At 59.7% G+C, this 18,230-nt stretch carries 12 protein-coding genes; 10 read left to right on the plus strand and 2 right to left on the minus strand.

Annotation, left to right across the window (positions count from 1 at the left end; genetic code table 11):
* Nucleotides 1-97 precede the first annotated feature (97 nt).
* The 6 genes from recC to ACYZT6_RS01160 all read left to right on the plus strand — a co-directional run bounded on the left by recC (nt 98) and on the right by ACYZT6_RS01160 (nt 11,808).
* Complete coding sequence (recC, locus tag ACYZT6_RS01135) at nt 98-3,550, plus strand: exodeoxyribonuclease V subunit gamma (RefSeq protein WP_462025381.1); 3,453 nt, start codon at nt 98-100, stop codon at nt 3,548-3,550.
* Nucleotides 3,547-7,236, plus strand: a complete 3,690-nt coding sequence (gene recB, locus ACYZT6_RS01140) for an exodeoxyribonuclease V subunit beta (protein ID WP_462025382.1) — start codon at nt 3,547-3,549, stop codon at nt 7,234-7,236. Before recC ends, recB begins: the two co-directional genes overlap by 4 nt.
* Nucleotides 7,233-9,341 carry an exodeoxyribonuclease V subunit alpha gene (gene recD, locus ACYZT6_RS01145; RefSeq protein WP_462025383.1) on the plus strand — a complete coding sequence of 703 codons (2,109 nt, stop codon included), beginning with the start codon at nt 7,233-7,235 and terminating at the stop codon, nt 9,339-9,341. The genes recB and recD overlap by 4 nt, the downstream gene beginning before the upstream one ends.
* Nucleotides 9,342-9,458: 117 nt before the next feature.
* A complete protein-coding gene (locus tag ACYZT6_RS01150; RefSeq protein WP_462025384.1) occupies nt 9,459-10,034 on the plus strand; it encodes a YfiR family protein in 576 nt (191 codons plus the stop codon).
* The gene (locus ACYZT6_RS01155) at nt 10,031-11,299 is read left to right on the plus strand and encodes a diguanylate cyclase domain-containing protein (protein WP_462025385.1); all 1,269 of its coding nucleotides are present in this window, start codon (nt 10,031-10,033) and stop codon (nt 11,297-11,299) included. Before ACYZT6_RS01150 ends, ACYZT6_RS01155 begins: the two co-directional genes overlap by 4 nt.
* 5 nt (nt 11,300-11,304) lie before the next feature.
* The gene (locus ACYZT6_RS01160) at nt 11,305-11,808 is read left to right on the plus strand and encodes an OmpA family protein (RefSeq protein ID WP_462025386.1); all 504 of its coding nucleotides are present in this window, start codon (nt 11,305-11,307) and stop codon (nt 11,806-11,808) included.
* Here ACYZT6_RS01160 and ACYZT6_RS01165 read toward each other — a convergent pair.
* On the minus strand, nt 11,805-12,752 hold the full coding sequence (locus ACYZT6_RS01165; protein WP_462025387.1) for a LysR family transcriptional regulator: 948 nt from the start codon (nt 12,750-12,752) through the stop codon (nt 11,805-11,807). The genes ACYZT6_RS01160 and ACYZT6_RS01165 overlap by 4 nt on opposite strands.
* A 149-nt stretch (nt 12,753-12,901) precedes the next feature.
* On the opposite strand from ACYZT6_RS01165, the gene ACYZT6_RS01170 reads away from it, so the two are divergent.
* The gene (locus ACYZT6_RS01170; RefSeq protein ID WP_461957110.1) at nt 12,902-14,428 is read left to right on the plus strand and encodes a CoA-acylating methylmalonate-semialdehyde dehydrogenase; all 1,527 of its coding nucleotides are present in this window, start codon (nt 12,902-12,904) and stop codon (nt 14,426-14,428) included.
* A gap of 10 nt (nt 14,429-14,438) precedes the next feature.
* On the plus strand, nt 14,439-15,326 hold the full coding sequence (mmsB, locus tag ACYZT6_RS01175; protein WP_461979260.1) for a 3-hydroxyisobutyrate dehydrogenase: 888 nt from the start codon (nt 14,439-14,441) through the stop codon (nt 15,324-15,326).
* A 176-nt stretch (nt 15,327-15,502) separates the two neighbouring features.
* Here mmsB and ACYZT6_RS01180 read toward each other — a convergent pair whose 3' ends face one another.
* Nucleotides 15,503-15,847, minus strand: a complete 345-nt coding sequence (locus ACYZT6_RS01180) for a cupin domain-containing protein (RefSeq protein ID WP_007946320.1) — start codon at nt 15,845-15,847, stop codon at nt 15,503-15,505.
* 530 nt (nt 15,848-16,377) lie between these two features.
* On the opposite strand from ACYZT6_RS01180, the gene ACYZT6_RS01185 reads away from it, so the two are divergent.
* Complete coding sequence (locus ACYZT6_RS01185) at nt 16,378-16,947, plus strand: acyl carrier protein (RefSeq protein WP_462025388.1); 570 nt, start codon at nt 16,378-16,380, stop codon at nt 16,945-16,947.
* An 8-nt stretch (nt 16,948-16,955) separates the two neighbouring features.
* Nucleotides 16,956-18,230 (plus strand): beta-ketoacyl-[acyl-carrier-protein] synthase family protein, encoded by a 1,275-nt coding sequence (locus tag ACYZT6_RS01190; protein WP_462025389.1) that lies wholly within the window; start codon nt 16,956-16,958, stop codon nt 18,228-18,230.

An 18,230-nucleotide genomic window follows, 5' to 3' on the forward strand; every position in this document is an offset into this window, starting at 1 on the left:
AGTTCGTACAGCAAAGTCGGACGGCTCCCGGCTGTCACAGTCTCCCGACAATGCTAAGGTTCGGCCCTAGCTTTTGTATTTTCCCAAGGAAGCCTTTATGCCGGACGCGACGTCCCTCAGTGCTGGTTTTATGGTGGTTCATGGTAATCGCCTGGACGAGTTGCGCAGCCTGGTGGTCAGCTGGATGCGGCGCTACCCGCTGGCTCCCTTGGAAAATGAAATCGCCCTGGTACAGAGTAACGGCATCGCCCAGTGGCTGAAGCTGGCTCTGGCCGAAGACCCGGAAGACGACGACATGGGCGGCTGCGGAATTGCGGCAGCGATCGACGTTCAACTCCCGGGCAGCTTCATGTGGCAGCTCTATCGCATGGTTCTGGGGCGTGATGAAATTCCGGTCAAATCTCTGCTCGACAAGGCCCCTTTGACCTGGCGCTTGATGCGTCTGCTTCCGCAGCTGATCAATCAACCGCATTTCGAACCGCTGCAACGCTTCCTTACCAACGACACTGATCTACGCAAGCGCTATCAGTTGTCTGAGCGGCTGGCGGATCTGTTCGACCAATACCAGGTATACCGGGCCGACTGGCTCGAAGACTGGGCAGAAGGTCGTCATCAATTGCGAAACGGCAGAGGCGAAGCCAAACCCCTGACCCCAGCCAACTGCTGGCAGGCAGAATTGTGGCGTGCTCTGTTGCTGGATGTGGGTGAGCAAGGCATGGCGCAAAGTCGTGCCGGTGTTCATCAACGGTTCATCGAACGTATCAACAGCCTCGACGTGGCACCCAGTGGATTACCTTCTCGGGTGATCGTTTTCGGGATCTCTTCTCTTCCGGCACAAGCTCTGGAAGCACTTGCCGGACTGGCCCGATTCAGCCAGGTTCTGCTTTGCGTACACAACCCATGTCGTCACCATTGGGCAGACATCGTCGCCGATAAAGACCTGTTGCGGCATCAATACAAGCGTCAGGCGCGCAAGAGCGGCATGCCAGTTGTGCTCGACCCGCAAACCCTTCACCAACATGCTCACCCGTTATTGGCGGCATGGGGCAAGCAGGGGCGGGACTACATCAATCTGCTCGACAGCTACGACGATCCCAACAACTACCGCTCTGCATTTCGCGATGGGCGCATCGACTTGTTCAGCGACAGTCAGCCACAGAACATGCTCAATCAGTTGCAAGACGACATCCTTGAATTGCGCCCGCTGAACGAAACTCGCGAGCGCTGGCCGGCTATCGATCTGCATCAGGACGAGTCAATTCGTTTCCACATCGCCCATAGCGCACAGCGGGAAGTGGAAATCCTTCACGATCAATTACTCGCACGCTTCAGTGCTGATCCAGACTTGAAGCCACGCGACGTGATCGTGATGGTCCCGGACATCGACAGCTACGCACCGCATATCCGTGCAGTATTCGGTCAACTTGATCGCTTTGATCCGCGCTTCATTCCCTTCACGCTTGCGGACCAAGGCCAACGCGGTCGTGACCCGCTGCTGATTGCTGTCGAACATCTGCTCAAGCTGCCGGACAGCCGCTTTCCCGTCAGTGAGATCCTCGATCTGCTGGACGTTCCTGCACTGCGCGCGCGCTTCGGTGTCGAGGAGCGTGACCTGCCAACCCTTCACCGCTGGATCGAAGGTGCTGGTATTCGCTGGGGAATGAATGCCGAGCAGCGTGCGGGTTTGGGCCTTCCTGAAGAGCTGGAGCAGAACAGTTGGCGTTTCGGCCTGCGCCGGATGCTGCTCGGTTATGCCGTCGGCAGCGCCACTGCATGCGAAGGCATCGAGCCTTACGACGAGATTGGCGGTCTGGATGCTGCGCTGATCGGTCCTTTGGTCGCACTGCTGGATGCGTTGGAAATTGCCCACCAGGAACTGACTCAACCTGCTGCGCCCAAGCAATGGGGCATCCGGTTGCAAGCGTTGGTGCAACTGTTCTTCCAGGCCAGTAATGAGCATGACGACTACTTGCTGGCCCAACTAGAAGAACTGCGGGAAACCTGGCTCGAGACCTGCGAGTCAGTGGGCTTGTTTGATGAGCTGCCGTTGACCGTGGTCCGAGAAGCCTGGCTGGCAGGTCTCGACCAGGGCCGCCTGTCCCAGCGCTTTCTGGCCGGAGCGGTTAACTTTTGCACCTTGATGCCTATGCGAGCGATCCCGTTCAAGCTGGTCTGCCTGCTCGGAATGAATGACGGAGATTACCCGCGAGCGCAACCGCCGCTGGACTTCGATCTCATGGGCAGCGACTACCGCCCGGGTGATCGTTCCCGGCGCGAGGATGACCGCTATCTCTTGTTGGAAGCGCTGTTGTCGGCACGTGACCAACTCTATATCAGTTGGGTCGGCCGCAGCATTCGGGACAATAGTGAGCGCCCGGCCTCGGTTCTGATTGGCCAACTCCGCGATCACCTCGCAGGCGGCTGGCGATTACAAGCCGACAGTGAAAAGCTGCTTGAGGCCATGACTCAGGAACACCCGCTGCAACCCTTCAGCGCCCGCTACTTTCATGAAGGTGACGACCTGTTCAGCTTCGCAAGCGAGTGGCAGGTGCTTCATCAAGACAGTGAACCATCGGCTGATATCCAGACCCTTGATGCCTACGTTCAGGAAGAGCCGCTGAGCCTTGGTCAATTACAGGATTTCCTGCGCAATCCCGTGCGACATTTTTTCAGTCAGCGACTCAAGGTGTTTTTCGAAGCGGCTGAAGCGCCCCTGGCCGATGAAGAACCATTTGTACTCGATGCGCTCCAGCGCTATAGCCTCAGTGACAGTTTGCTCGAAGCGGCGCTCGGACAACTGGATCACGCCGATCACGCGCTTGAGGCCCAGGCCAAACGCCTGCAAAACAGTGGACTCTTGCCCATGGCCGGTTTTGGCGAATGTCTGCAACGAGAGTTGATCGAGCCATTGCCGGATCTGTTGCAGCGTTACCAACAACTCTTGGCGTTGTGGCCGACACCGCTCACTAGCGCGTTGCCAGTCAACTTGGAGCTCGAAGGTCTGCGCCTGGAAGGCTGGCTCAGTAGTCTGCATCAACGTGCGGACGGCGGTGTGCTGTCGGTCACCACTATTCCCAACAGCATCGGTTCGATCAAGACCCGCAAGTGGCATCGTCTGACGCGACCTTGGGTCAATCACTTGGTCGCTTGCGCCAGCGGTATGTCGATGACCACCGCGTTAGTGGCCAGTGACGAGAGTCTGATATTGGCCCCTTTGGAGGAGGGGGCGGCACGTCATGCCTTGAGTAATCTGTTGCAAGCATGGCAGACGGGCATGCGCCAACCTCTTCCGATTGCCGTGAAAACCGCCTTCGCGTGGCTCTCTCAAACTGACCCGGTCAAAGCCGACTCCGCCGCTCGCAAGGCCTATGAAGGCGACGGTCAAACCACCGACGGCGAACGCCGCGAAAGCCCGGCACTCGCCCGGCAGTTTGCCGATTACGACGCTTTGACTGCCGAGGAGACTTTCCCCGATTGGTGCAACTCCTTGTACAAACCGATGCATGAGGCTCCTTGGCGTTCATTGACTGGTGAGGAGGCGCGTTCATGACCACGAAGACACCGCTGGCCCTGGCATTCCCCCTGTGCGGCAGCCAACTGATCGAAGCCAGTGCCGGTACGGGAAAAACCTTCACCATTTCTGCGTTGTACCTGCGTCTGGTTCTCGGACACGGCGGCGAACTGAATGGTTTTGGGCGTGAACTGTTGCCGCCGCAAATCCTCGTTGTAACGTTCACCGATGCCGCGACCAAAGAGCTGCGTGAACGTATTCGTACCCGTCTTGCCGAAGCGGCGCGATACTTCCGTGATGAGACCGAGGCACCCGATAGCCTCATCGCTGAACTGCGTGATCAGTACCTCCCCGAACAGTGGTCCGGCTGTGCAAATCGTCTGGACATTGCCGCGCAGTGGATGGATGAAGCCGCCGTCTCGACCATCCACAGTTGGTGCCAGCGCATGTTGCGCGAGCACGCGTTTGACAGTGGCAGCCTGTTTACCCAGACCCTGGAAACCGATCACAGCGATTTGCTGGGCGAAGTCCTGCGCGATTACTGGCGGCTGTTCTGCTACCCGATGCAGGGTGATGCGCTGAGCTGGGTGCGAGGTAATTGGGGTGGGCCGGCGGCGTTATTGCCTCGCGTGCGCAGTTTGTTCGCCAGCGAGCGTGACAGCGTTGTAGGTAAAGAGCCTGCAGAGCTGATCACCGAGTGCTTGCAGGAACGACGAATAGCCTTGCTTGAACTCAAGATGCCTTGGCGCCAATGGGCGGAAGAGTTGCTTGTCATCTGTCATCAAGGTGTTGCGAGCAAAAGCGTCGACGGTCGAAAGATGCAGGCGCGTTATTTCGAACCCTGGTTCGAAAAACTGAAAGCCTGGGCCGAAGATGAGTCCCTCGAGCAGCTGGATATTGGCACGGGCTTCACTCGTCTGACTCCCGACGGCATGGCCGAAGCCTGGAAGGGGGACGCACCCAGTCATCCGGGGCTGGACGCAATGCCCGGCCTCAAGGCGAGTCTCGACTCATTGCCGACTCCCGACGCTGCCGTTCTGCAACATGCCGCGCAGTGGGTCGGGGCACGGTTCGAGGAAGAAAAACGTCGCCGTGCGGAGATGGGCTTTGATGACATGCTGCTGCGCCTTGATGCGGCGTTGCAATCCGATGGCGGTGAACGTCTGGCGACCCTGATTCGCGAGCAGTTTCCGGTGGCGCTGATCGATGAGTTTCAGGACACCGATCCGGTGCAGTACCGGATTTTTGAAAGCATTTATCGCATCGAGGATAACAATCCCGAATGCGGGCTGTTTCTGATTGGCGACCCCAAGCAAGCGATCTACGCGTTCCGCGGCGCCGACATCTACACCTACTTGCGCGCTCGTCAGGCCACCACTGGCCGTCTGCATACCCTGGGTACGAATTTCCGTTCCAGCCATGGCATGGTCAGTGCGGTTAACCATGTGTTCGAGCGCGCCGAGTCTCGTGAGCTGGGACGAGGTGCGTTCCTCTTCCGTGAAAAGAGTGGTGAGAATCCGGTACCGTTTCTGCCCGTCGAATCCCAAGGGCGCAAAGAAGTGCTGCACATCGATGGCCAGCTCGTGCCCGCCCTGAACATCTGGCACTTGTCCGTCGATCAGCCACTGTCCGGCGCCGATTACCGACAACAACTCGCCGCTGCCTGCGCCAGTGAAATCACCGCATTACTCAATGGCGGCCAGGAAGGTCGGGCAGGTTTCACAGAGAAGGACAAAGACTTCAGAGGCCTGCTGCCAGCGGACATCGCGATCCTGGTTCGCGACGGCAAAGAGGCCCAGGCCGTACGCGGCGAACTGTCTGCACGCGGTGTGCGCAGCGTTTATCTGTCGGACAAGGATTCGGTATTCGCCGCTCAAGAAGCTCACGACCTGCTGACCTGGCTCAAAGCCTGTGCCGAGCCGGATGTCGAGCGGCCGCTGCGAGCTGCGCTGGCCTGCATCACGCTGAACCTTTCCCTGGCGGAACTGGAGCGGCTGAATCAAGACGAACTGGCTTGGGAAGCACGGGTCATGCAGTTCCGCGGTTATCGCGAGCTGTGGCGCAAGCAAGGTGTGCTGCCAATGTTGCGACGCTTGCTGCATGACTTCCAGTTGCCTCGGTCGTTGATCGCGCGCAGCGACGGCGAACGTGTACTGACCAACTTGCTGCACCTGTCCGAGTTACTGCAACAGGCCGCTGCCGAGCTCGATGGCGAGCAAGCGCTGATCCGTCATTTATCCGAGCATCTGGCGTTGTCCGGTCAGGCCGGCGAAGAACAGATCCTGCGTCTGGAAAGCGACGAGCAACTGGTCAAGGTCGTGACCATTCACAAGTCCAAGGGGCTTGAGTATCCCTTGGTGTTTCTGCCGTTCATCTGCTCGGCAAAACCCGTGGATGGCAGCCGTTTACCGCTGCATTACCACGATGCAAACGGCAAGGCGCAGGTGACCTTGAAGCCGACTGCCGAGTTGATCGCACAGGCAGATGATGAACGCCTGGCCGAGGATCTGCGTTTGCTCTATGTCGCCCTGACACGGGCGCAACATGCCTGTTGGCTCGGTGTGACCGATCTCAAGCGCGGCAATAACAACAGCTCGATGCTGCATCTTTCTGCGTTGGGTTACTTGCTAGGTGGCGGTGCCCCACTGGCCGAGTCCGCAGGTTTGAAACGCTGGCTCGAAGACCTCCAGCAAGACTGCCCGGCACTTCTTTACGGTGATATGCCGCAAGCCACGGCCGAGCATTACCATCCCCCTCGCAATGACGCGAGGTTGCTTGCGCCGCTGATACCCAAGCGCAAGGCCAGCGAAAACTGGTGGATCGCCTCGTACAGTGCCTTACGCATCGGCGACAGTCTGAGCGTGGGCAGTGACGAAGCCCCCGAGAACCCGCAAGCGCAAAAGCTCTTTGACGACGAACGTCTCGATCCGGAGGCACCACGAGAAGTGGCTGCCGGTGGCGCTGATATCCATCGATTCCCTCGCGGCCCGAACCCCGGCACCTTTCTCCATGGTTTGCTGGAATGGGCCGGTGATGAAGGTTTTTCTGCTGCTCCGCAGATCGTCGAAGACGCCATTGCCCGTCGCTGCAATCGCCGTGGCTGGGAAGGCTGGATCACCACGCTGAGCGATTGGCTGCAACACTTGCTCAAGTCTTCGTTGCACCTCGGTGGGGGGCAGGCTCCGGTCGTGTTCGAGCAGCTCACCCAATACCGCGTCGAGATGGAATTCTGGTTCGCCAGTCATAAAGTCGATGTGCTCAAGCTTGATGAACTGGTGCGTAAACATACCCACAACGGCGTTGCCCGAGTGGCTGCTGAACCGGTATTGCTCAACGGCATGTTCAAGGGCTTCATCGACCTGACGTTCGAGCACGATGGCAAATATTACGTCGCCGACTACAAATCCAACTGGCTGGGGCCCGATGACGCGGCTTACACCGAACAAGCCATGGAGCAGTCGATTCTCGACAATCGTTACGACCTGCAATACGTGCTGTATCTGTTGGCCCTGCATCGCCAACTCAAGGCGCGGCTTGCCGACTACGATTACGACCGGCATGTCGGTGGCGCGTTGTACCTGTTCTTGCGCGGTACGCGGGCATCCACCCAAGGCGTGTATTTTGCCCGTCCTCCCAGAGAGCTGATCGAGCGTCTAGATCGTCTATTTCAGGGCAAAGCAGAACCGAAGGCCGAGCCCGCCTGGGAACAGGGAGTACTGCTATGAGTCGCACCTTCGCCGATTTGCTGCCCACGCCATTGGCAGCCGAAAGCCTGGCGGATCTGGCGCCCCTGAGTCGCGCCGATGACTTGTTGCTGTTGCTGACGCGCTGGGTGGAGCGTGGCTGGCTGCGAGCACTGGACAAGGCCTTCGTTGCCTTCCTTCACGAACTGGCCCCCGACGACGATCCGTTGGTGTTGCTCGCGGCCGCATTGACCAGTCACCAACTGGGTCACGGCCATGTCTGCCTGGATCTGTTCGAGACGCTCAAAGAGCCGGATTTCGCCCTGTCGCTGCCACCGGAAGGCGATCTGCAAAGTGGCGCGATGTTGTTGCCGTCGCAGTTGCTTGAAGCGCTGGACGGCGCCCATTGGTGCAAGGTCCTGGCATCCAGTCGTCTGGTGGCGCTGGCCGTCGATGGTCGCGAGGCTGCGCAATCCCGGCCCTTGGTTTTATCGGGCAAGCGCCTGTACCTGCGCCGCTACTGGGTTTACGAACGACGCATCGACAACGCCCTGCGCCTGCGCTTGGCTGAACACGAAACAACGCCGAATGATTTACTCCAACGCCTGACAGGCTTGTTCGGTCCCGTCAAATCCGGCGACGTGATCGACTGGCAGAAACTCGCTTGTGCCCTCGCTACCCGAAGTGCCTTCAGTATCGTCACCGGTGGCCCGGGGACCGGCAAGACCACCACGGTCGTGCGGTTGCTGGCATTGCTCCAGGCGCCTGCGGTGGAATCTGGAAAACCGCTGCGCATCCGCCTTGCCGCGCCTACCGGCAAAGCGGCGGCACGGCTGACAGAGTCAATCAGCCAGCAAGTCCGGACGCTGGAAGTCGATGAAAACGTGAGAAACAAAATCCCGTCTGACGTCACAACTGTGCACCGATTGCTGGGCAGTCGGCCCGGCACCCGGCACTTTCGTCACCATGCCGGTAATCGCTTGCCACTGGATGTACTGGTGATAGACGAAGCCTCAATGATCGACCTGGAAATGATGGCCAACCTGCTCGACGCAATGCCGGCCCACGCCCGGCTGGTGTTGCTCGGTGACAAGGACCAGTTGGCCTCGGTGGAGGCCGGTGCCGTGCTGGGTGATCTTTGCCGCGATGCCGAGGCCGGTTGGTACAGTCCGCAGACCCGCCAGTGGCTGGAGGCGGTCAGTGGTGAAAGCCTGGAGGCCAGCGGTTTGCAGGAAGACGTTAACGAAACTCACCCCTTGGCCCAGCAAGTGGTGATGCTCCGTTACTCACGCCGATTCGGTGAGGGCAGCGGCATTGGCCAGCTGGCTCGTTGGGTCAACCAGCAACAACCGGAGGAAGCCCGCAAGCTGTTGGCGGCTCGAAGTCACGACGACGTGTTTTCCTTGCCCCTCAAAGGAGAGCAGGACCGGTCGCTGGAACGCTTGCTGCTCGAAGGCGTTGGCGACGGACCGCAAGGTTATCGCCACTACTTGAACCTTCTTCGCAGCCAACGGCCACCGCTCGACAGTCTGCTCGATGATCCACGCTGGACCGATTGGGCGCGTCAGGTGTTGCAAGCCTTCGACGCCTTCCAATTGTTATGCGCTGTACGCAAAGGGCCGTGGGGTGTGGAGGGGTTGAACCAACGTGTGACCGCCGCTCTGCTCAAGGCTCGACTGATCGACAGTGACCAGCAGTGGTATGAAGGTCGACCCGTATTGATGACGCGTAATGACTATGGCCTGGGGTTGATGAACGGCGACATCGGCATTGCCCTCAAACTGCCGGAACGCGATGGCCCCGAGGCAGGGAAGCACGTGCTGCGTGTCGCATTCCCGCGCAATGATGGCCAGGGTGGCGTGCGGTTCGTTCTACCCAGCAGACTCAACGATGTCGAAACGGTTTACGCCATGACCGTCCACAAGTCCCAGGGCTCGGAGTTTGCCCACACGGCATTGATTCTGCCGGATGCCCTGAACCCTGTACTGACCAAGGAACTGATCTACACCGGGATCACCCGGGCCAAGAACTGGTTCACCCTGATCGAACCTCGTCCCGGGGTGTTTGAGGAGGCGGTGCGGCGCAAGGTCAAGCGCTTGAGCGGGCTGATGCTGGAGTTGGACGATGGGATCGAGTCGAGCCATTGAAAGGGTGGCGCTGGACGACGGAAACTGTCCGAAGTGCCGTAGTGCGCAGCCTCGCTGGGGTTCAAACGCTATGTTATCGTTGCGGCATCATTTCGTAACATCGAAGAGAATCCCTGCATGAAGGTGGCTGTCTGGACGACAGGGCGTGTCGTTGGCCGCAAGCAAGTGCTGCTCGCGGGGTTTCTCTGCTTGCTGACCGGTGCTGTGTTCGCTCAATCGCAAACCCCGGTGAGCATGGCCGACCAACGAGCCAAATCGGTCACTCAGGTTGTCCTGGGGATTCTCAGTTACGCACGCTGGCCTGTTGAGCCTGCACAACTGCGCCTGTGTGTGGTCGGCCCTACCGAATACACCGACGACCTGGTCAAGGGCACGACCCAGGCCACCGGCCGGCCCGTCACCGTGCGACGGCTGTTGGCCGACAACCCGTCGATTGTCGGTGAATGCGATGCGGTGTACATCGGCAAATTGACTGGCGACGAGCGCAACCAGCTTTTCGCTTCGCTGACAGGGCGTCCGGTCCTGAGCATCAGCGAAAGCGATGATCAATGCACCGTCGGTAGCCTGTTTTGCCTCAGGGTCACTGATGATCAGGTGTCTTTCGAGGTCAACCTCGATTCCGTCGCCCGTAGCGGTGTGCGCATTCACCCCAGCGTGCTGCAACTGTCCCGTCGCAAGTCGGCGGCACCATGAGTCTATTCAAACCGGGTAGTCGCCCAACCTTGCGCTCGGTCATCGGCCGCGGACACTTGATCGTCGCGTTGGTAGGCGTGGCCATGGCCAGCATCTCGCTGACACTGCTGGGTGTGTTGGCATTGCGGGTGTATGCCGACCACAACCTGCACCTGATTGCGCGTTCGATCAATTACACGGTGGAAGCCGCGGTGGTGTTCAACGACAAAGCCGCGGCCACTGAGGCCCTGGCACTGATCGCTTCCACCGAAGAAGTCGCCGACGCCCAGGTGCTGGACCAAAAAGGCACGTTGCTCGCGCGTTGGCAGCGACCGGAAAGCGGGTTGTTCTCCGATCTGGAATTGCAGATCGCCAAAACCTTTCTCGAAAAGCCCATCAGTATGCCGATCGTCCATCAAGGGCGGGAAATCGGCAGCATCCAGCTCACCGGTCACGGTGGCAGCTTGATGCGCTTTCTGCTCAGTGGCCTGATAGGCATTATTCTGTGCACGGCCATCAGCGCCTGGGTCGCCCTTTATCTGGCGCGCCGACAACTTCGTGGGATCACGGGGCCTCTGCGCAGTCTGGCCGCCGTAGCCCACGCCGCTCGCAGCGATCGAGCCTTCGACCGGCGTGTGCCGCCCGCCGACATTGCCGAACTCGATAATTTTGGCAACGACTTCAATGCCTTGCTCGATGAACTCGAGTCCTGGCAGACCCACCTGCAAAGCGAAAACGAAACCCTAGCGCACCAGGCCAGCCACGACAGCCTCACCGGGTTGCCGAACCGGGCGTTTTTTGAAGGCCGCCTGATTCGTGCGCTGCGCAATGCCCACAAGCTCAATGAGCGCGTGGCCGTGCTGTTTCTCGACAGCGACCGGTTCAAGGAAATCAATGACAGCTACGGTCATGCCGCCGGCGACGCCGTGCTGGTCGCAGTGGCCAGCAGGGTTCGATCGCAGTTGCGCGAAGAGGATCTGGTAGCGCGTCTGGGCGGCGATGAATTTGCGGTGCTGCTGACGCCACTGCACAAAACCGAGGACGCCGAGCGGATTGCTGACAAGATCCTCGCCAGCATGGAACTGCCGGTCCCGTTGCCGGGTAATACCCAGGTCTCGACTTCACTCAGTATCGGCATTGCCGTGTACCCGGATCATGGCGCCACGCCGGGCGCGTTGCTCAATGCCGCCGATGCAGCCATGTACCAGGCCAAGCGCCTTTCCCGAGGTGCACAGCACACGTCCGGGTCGGAGCACCCCGTCGCCCACGTTAAAATCAGGAGCTAATTGTTGTGTTCTCAATCACCCAGCGTTCCCTGCGATTTTTCGCGTTCACCTTATTCATGGCCGTGCTGGCATTGACCGGGTGCCAGACCGCACCGCAAAAGGGCCTGACCCCGGCGCAAATCGCTGTACTGAAACAGCAAGGTTTTGAACTGACCGATGAGGGCTGGGCGTTTGGTTTGTCCGGCAAAGTGCTGTTTGGCAGTGACGACGACAGCCTGAACACCGCCAGTACCGAGATCGTCCAAAAGATCGGCAAGGCATTGCTCGGTGTAGGCATCGAGCGAGTGCGGGTCGACGGTCACACCGATGCCTCGGGTAAAGAGTCCTACAACGAACAACTCTCCCTGCGTCGCGCGAAAAGCGTCGGCAACGTCCTGACCACGGTCGGCATGAAAGAAGAAAACATTCAGCTGCGCGGTCTCGGCAGCAGTCAGCCGGTGACGTCGAACACCACAGCGGCGGGTCGCACCGAGAACCGCCGAGTATCGATCGTGGTAAGCGCCGATTAGTCGGCGAACAGCATGTCCCGACTTTCACCCATCAACAGGCCCTGATTCTGCTCAGTGACGGCGCGGATGTAATCCCACAAGAGGGTGATCCGCTTGAGCTTGCGCAGGTCCTCGCGGCAGTACATCCAGAATTGCCGGGTGATGTTGATCTCCTCCGGCAACACCGGCAGCAAGCGCGGGTCCTGAGCCGCCAGGAAACACGGCAGAATCGCCAGCGACCGTCCTTGCTGCGCCGCCACGAATTGCGCGATCACACTGGTGCTGCGCAAGTTGGCGCTGGCGCCGGGTAACACGTTCGCCAGGTACAACAGCTCCGAGCTGAACGCCAGATCGTCTACATAACTGATGAACGAATGCTTGCCCAAGTCGGCCGGGCGGCTGATCGGTGGGTGCTTGTCCAGATAGTCCTGAGTCGCGTAGAGCTGTAATTTGTAGTCGCAGAGCTTGCAGCAGACGTATGGGCCATGCTCCGGGCGCTCCAGGGCGATGACGATGTCCGCCTCGCGCTTGGACAGGCTGATGAAGTGCGGCAGCGGCAGGATGTCCACCGAGATCGCCGGGTAGGCGTCGACGAAATGGCTCAGCTGCGGGGTGATGAAAAAACTGCCGAAGCCTTCGGTGCAACCCATGCGCACATGCCCGGACAGCGCCACGCCAGAACCTGAAACCTGCTCGCAGGCCATGTGCAGCGTGCTTTCAATCGATTCCGCATAACCCAGCAAACGCTGGCCTTCGGCGGTCAGGACAAAACCGCTGGTCCGGGATTTCTCGAACAGTAAAGTACCCAATGCCGCTTCCAGCGAGCTGATGCGCCGCGACACGGTGGTGTAATCCACCGCCAGGCGCTTGGCCGCAGTGCTGGCCTTGCGGGTGCGGGCGACTTCGAGGAAAAACTTGAGGTCATCCCAGTTCAACGAGCCTAAGGACGTGATGTTTTTTTGCATGATGGACCGGCTTTTATGTGCGTTCTTATTAGAAGTTTGCACATCTATACTCCAAAAACAGTCCGACAACCAATTCGCGGCACACGCCTCATCTCAAGGCGACTTATCCGCCTTGGCTCCCTGCATAACAACAAGTCCAGGAGACCAGCATGAACGCATCGCTCACGCCCAACGAAACCACTGTCCAGAACGTCAAGCTGTTGATCGACGGCGAGTGGGTCGAGTCCCAGACCACCGAGTGGCACGACATCGTCAACCCGGCGACCCAGCAAGTGCTGGCCAAGGTTCCGTTCGCCACCGCGCAGGAAGTGGACGCCGCGATCAGCGCCGCCCATCGCGCCTTTCAGACCTGGAAGCTGACACCGATCGGCGCGCGGATGCGCATCATGCTCAAGCTCCAGGCGTTGATTCGCGAACACTCCAAGCGCATCGCCGTGGTGCTCAGCAACGAACAGGGCAAAACCATCGCCGACGCTGAAGGCGACATCTTCCGCGGCCTGGAAGTGGTCGAACACGCCTGCTCCATCGGCAGCCTGCAAATGGGCGAGTTCGCCGAGAACGTCGCGGGCGGCGTCGATACTTACACCCTGCGTCAGCCCATCGGCGTCTGTGCCGGCATCACCCCGTTCAACTTCCCGGCGATGATTCCGTTGTGGATGTTCCCAATGGCCATCGCCTGCGGCAACACCTTCGTGCTCAAGCCGTCCGAACAGGACCCGATGTCGACCATGCTCCTGGTGGAACTGGCGATCGAGGCCGGCGTCCCGGCGGGCGTGCTTAACGTGGTTCACGGCGGCAAGGACGTGGTGGACGCGCTCTGCACCCACAAGGACATCAAGGCTGTTTCCTTCGTCGGTTCGACCGCGGTCGGCACTCACGTATACGACCTGGCCGGTAAACACGGCAAACGCGTGCAATCGATGATGGGCGCGAAAAACCACGCTGTGGTGCTACCAGATGCCAATCGCGTACAAGCGCTCAATGCGCTGGTCGGTGCCGGTTTCGGCGCGGCGGGTCAGCGCTGCATGGCCACGTCCGTGGTGGTGCTGGTGGGCGCGGCCAAACAATGGCTGCCAGACCTGAAAGCGCTGGCGCAGAAACTCACAGTGAATGCTGGCAGCGAGCCGGGCACTGATGTGGGGCCGGTGATTTCCAAAAAAGCCAAGGCCCGGATTCTCGATCTGATCGAGAGCGGCATCAAGGAAGGTGCCAAGCTTGAGCTGGATGGTCGCGACGTGACCGTTCCAGGCTTCGAGAAGGGCAACTTTGTCGGCCCGACCCTGTTCTCCGGCGTGACGCCCGAGATGCAGATCTACACCCAGGAAATCTTCGGTCCAGTCTTGGTGGTCCTGGAAGTCGATACCCTCGACGAGGCCATCGCACTGGTCAACGCCAACCCGTTCGGCAACGGCACGGGCCTGTTCACCCAAAGCGGTGCGGCGGCGCGTAAGTTCCAGACGGAAATCGACGTTGGCCAGGTCGGCATCAACATTCCGATTCCGGTGCCGGTTCCGTTCTTCAGCTTCACCGGTTCGCGCGGCTCCAAACTCGGCGACCTCGGTCCGTATGGCAAGCAAGTGGTGCAGTTCTACACTCAGACCAAGACGGTCACCAGTCGCTGGTTCGATGACGACAGCGTCAACGACGGTGTGAACACCACCATCAACTTGCGTTAAGGAGCCAGGCATGAAAATCGCTTTTATCGGTCTCGGCAACATGGGCGCGCCGATGGCGCGCAACCTGATCAAGGCCGGCCACGCGCTGAGCCTGGTCGACCTGAACAAAACCGTTCTGGCCGAACTGGAGCAACTAGGCGGCAGCATCAGCGCTTCGGCCCGTGAAGCGGCACAAGGTGCAGAACTGGTGATCACCATGCTGCCCGCCGCGGTGCATGTGCGTAGCGTCTGGCTGGGTGAAGATGGCGTGCTCGCCGGTATCGGCAAAGGCGTGCCGGCCGTGGATTGCAGCACCATCGATCCGCAGACTGCGCGAGATGTGGCAGCAGCCGCTGCCAAGCAAGGCGTGGCCATGGCCGATGCGCCGGTCTCTGGCGGCACTGGCGGTGCGACGGCCGGGACGTTGACCTTCATGGTCGGCGCCACCCCCGAATTGTTCGCCACCTTGCAACCGGTGCTGGCGCAGATGGGGCGCAACATCGTCCATTGCGGTGAAGTCGGTACCGGGCAAATCGCCAAAATCTGCAACAACCTGCTGCTGGCGATTTCCATGGTCGGCGTCAGCGAAGCCATGGCACTCGGTGATGCACTCGGAATCGACACTACGGTGCTGGCCGGGATCATCAACAGTTCCACCGGACGTTGCTGGAGTTCGGAGATGTACAACCCATGGCCGGGCATTGTTGAAACAGCACCGGCCTCGCGCGGTTATACCGGCGGGTTCGGTGCTGAATTGATGCTCAAGGATCTGGGGCTGGCCACTGAAGCGGCACGTCAGGCGCACCAACCGGTGGTGCTCGGCGCGGTGGCTCAGCAGTTGTATCAGGCGATGAGTCAGCGTGGGGAGGGTGGTAAAGACTTCTCGGCGATCATCAACAGCTATCGTAAACCCCAGTAAGGGGTTTAACCGGGATTGTGGCGAGGGGGGCTTGCCTGTGGCGAGGGGGCTTGCCCCCGTTGGAGTGCGTAGCGCTCCCCCCCACATTACTCAGTCACACCGAGTAGGCAGGTTTTACGACGGCTTCGCCGCCGAACGGGGGCAAGCCCCCTCGCCACAGGGCCCGGTTTTTTGCATCAGGCAAACACGAAATACTTGCGCACGGTTTCAACCACTTCCCACGTGCCTTTCATCCCCGGCTCAATCACGAAAATATCCCCAGCCCTCAGATGGATTGGCTCTTTGCCTTCTGGGGTGATAATGCAGTACCCCTCGCGGAAATCGCAGTATTCCCACTTCACGTATTCCACATACCACTTGCCCGGCGTGCAGATCCAGGTGCCCATGATCTTGCTGCCGTCTTCGCTGGTGTAAGCGTTGAGGTTGACAGTGTGCGGGTCGCCTTCGAGTTTTTCCCATTTGCAGGCGTCGAGTACCGGCAGCGGGTGGGTGTCGCGAAGGACGGTAATAGGTGCGGTCATGTGGACTCCGGGCAGTGGGCTCAAGAACTGAAGTCGCACCCTATAGCGCCCCGCACCCGGTCAGTTGTCTGTGCTCGACACTCAGTTGCCCAGAAGCGCTGTGCCGGTCTGTCCGTATCGGCTCGCAAACCTTAAGACGCATTATTCAACGGCTGCGCTGATATAGAACAATGGTTATGAAGTTATAACTATTTTACTTGTCAGGTTTCTATTATTTGTACGTCTGTGCTGTAAGCCAGAAGTTAATACTTTCGCGCCCCTCTCTGTTTAGCCAGCGATACAGTGCATGCCCCACCATACGCAGCCTTTGTTAAGTAAATAAGTCGACTGGCGCGAGGCTTCGCACCAATCGAGTGCGGTGTGCCGGCCCATTCGGACGGCCGTCTCAAGTTGTTAAAAAACTTTAAAGAGTTCGTTGACTCTCCCCTTAAGGGCAGAGTTTAGATTTCCGCCGCGTGAGAAGTTGCTGTGGGAATAGTTACTTCTCACATACGGAATTCATGAAGCAATCACGATATAGGGAGATAGAGATGAACAATCCATTGGAGTTGGAAAATGTCATTGCCAGCACCCGCGAGATCCTCGCGCAACTGTTGGTCATGAGCGCCGATGATATCGATGAGAACAGCAGTATCGTCGAGGACCTCAGCGCCGATTCGCTGGACATCGTCGACCTGAGCTTTCAACTCGGTCGTCAATATGGCTGCACTTTGCCCAAAACCAGCGTGCTGGATCACGCCATTGCGGTCTGCGGCGACGCCAGCGAGTTCCTGGCCAACGGTCGCATTACCGAGAACGGCAAGACCCTGCTTGAACAGAGCCTGAGCGCCTACTCCCCGGATCAACTCAAGGCCGGTATGCAACCGGCGCAGGTATTTGCCGCCACCACCGTGCGCAACTGGGCGCAACAGTGCCGCAACCTCTTCAACTATCTGCCGCAAAGCTGCCCCGATTGCGGCGCTCATCAAGCCGTACTGAACGAACGTCAGCAAGTGGTCTGCGGCGCTTGCAGTGCACGGCTGGTGCCGGCTGACGGCGACGAGGTTTCGCGCCGTCTGGTGGAGCAATTCGTGGCCACTCATGCCCAAGAGACGGTGTAGGAGTTCTCATGCGGACACGAGAAGTCTATGTGACCGGATTCGGTCTGGTGGCGCCCATGGCGCTGGACGCCGCCACGTTGTTCGAGCGGATCTGCCAGAAGCAGTCCTGTGTTCGCGAACATCCACGGTTCAAGGCGCTGGGGTTCAATAACAGCGCTGCCGGGTTTATCGACGACGGCCAGTGGCAGCAGATCGCCGCCGGTTTCGGCGGCAATGCCGCGCTTCATCCGCGGCAGAGCGTGCTGGCCGAATTTGTCGCCCGACAAGCCTTGCAGCACGCCGGTCTTACCCCGGTAGCCTTTGCTCACAGCCGCAGCGGATTGTTTCTGGGGGCCAACAAGTACTGCGCGGACAGTCACGATCTGCATCGGGCCAGTCGCTACATGGATGAGGTCGGGCGTGTCGATCTGGATCAACTGCTGGATAACCCGGCGCCATCGAGCGCGGTCTTCGGGCGCCGGGTCGATCAGCAGACCCTGCACCTGGCCGAGACGCTGGGTATCCGCGATCACATTTCGACTCATTCCGATGCCTGCGCCGCCGGCACCATGGCGATCGGCAGCGCCTACCGGGCGATCGAGCGCGGCGAAATCGACCTGGCCATTTGCGGCGCCGTCGAACTGATGGCCAACGAGTTGCCGTATTACATGTTCAACAGCCTCGGCGCGCTGTGCCAGGCCGACCTGCCGGCCAGCGAGCAGAGTCGACCGTTCATGCCGGACCGCTGCGGTTTCGTGATCAGCGAGGGCTCGGCCATGGTCATTCTTGAATCCGCCGAGCATGCCCAACGTCGCAAAGCCACCCCGTTGGGGCGAGTGCTGGGCTACGCGAATGTGTGCGAGGCACAAAAAATGACCTCCAGCAGCCGGGATGGCAGCAAATACGAGGAATGCATGGAAGCTGCAATCGAAGACGCCGGGCTGCTCAGCAGCGCCGTGCAACACGTCAACACCCACGGCACGTCCACCCAGGCCAACGACAGCTGCGAGGCCTTGGCTTTGCAGCGGGTGTTCGGCGAGTGCCAGGAACACGTGACGTTCACCGCCAACAAATCGGCCATTGGTCATTCTCTGGCGGGCAGCGGCGCAATTGAAGCGGTGCTGTCGCTGATCAGCCTGCGGGACGGCATGCTGTTGCCGACCTTGAACTACGATCACGACCGCGCCGAATACCCCTCACTGAAATTTCTCAGCGAGCCGATGCGCCAGTCGATCAACGTGGTGATGTCCAACTCGTTCGGTTTCGGCGGCGTCAACAGCTCGCTGGTCCTGGGGAGGGCATGA

It is taken from the genome of Pseudomonas sp. RT6P73 (assembly GCF_054897715.1).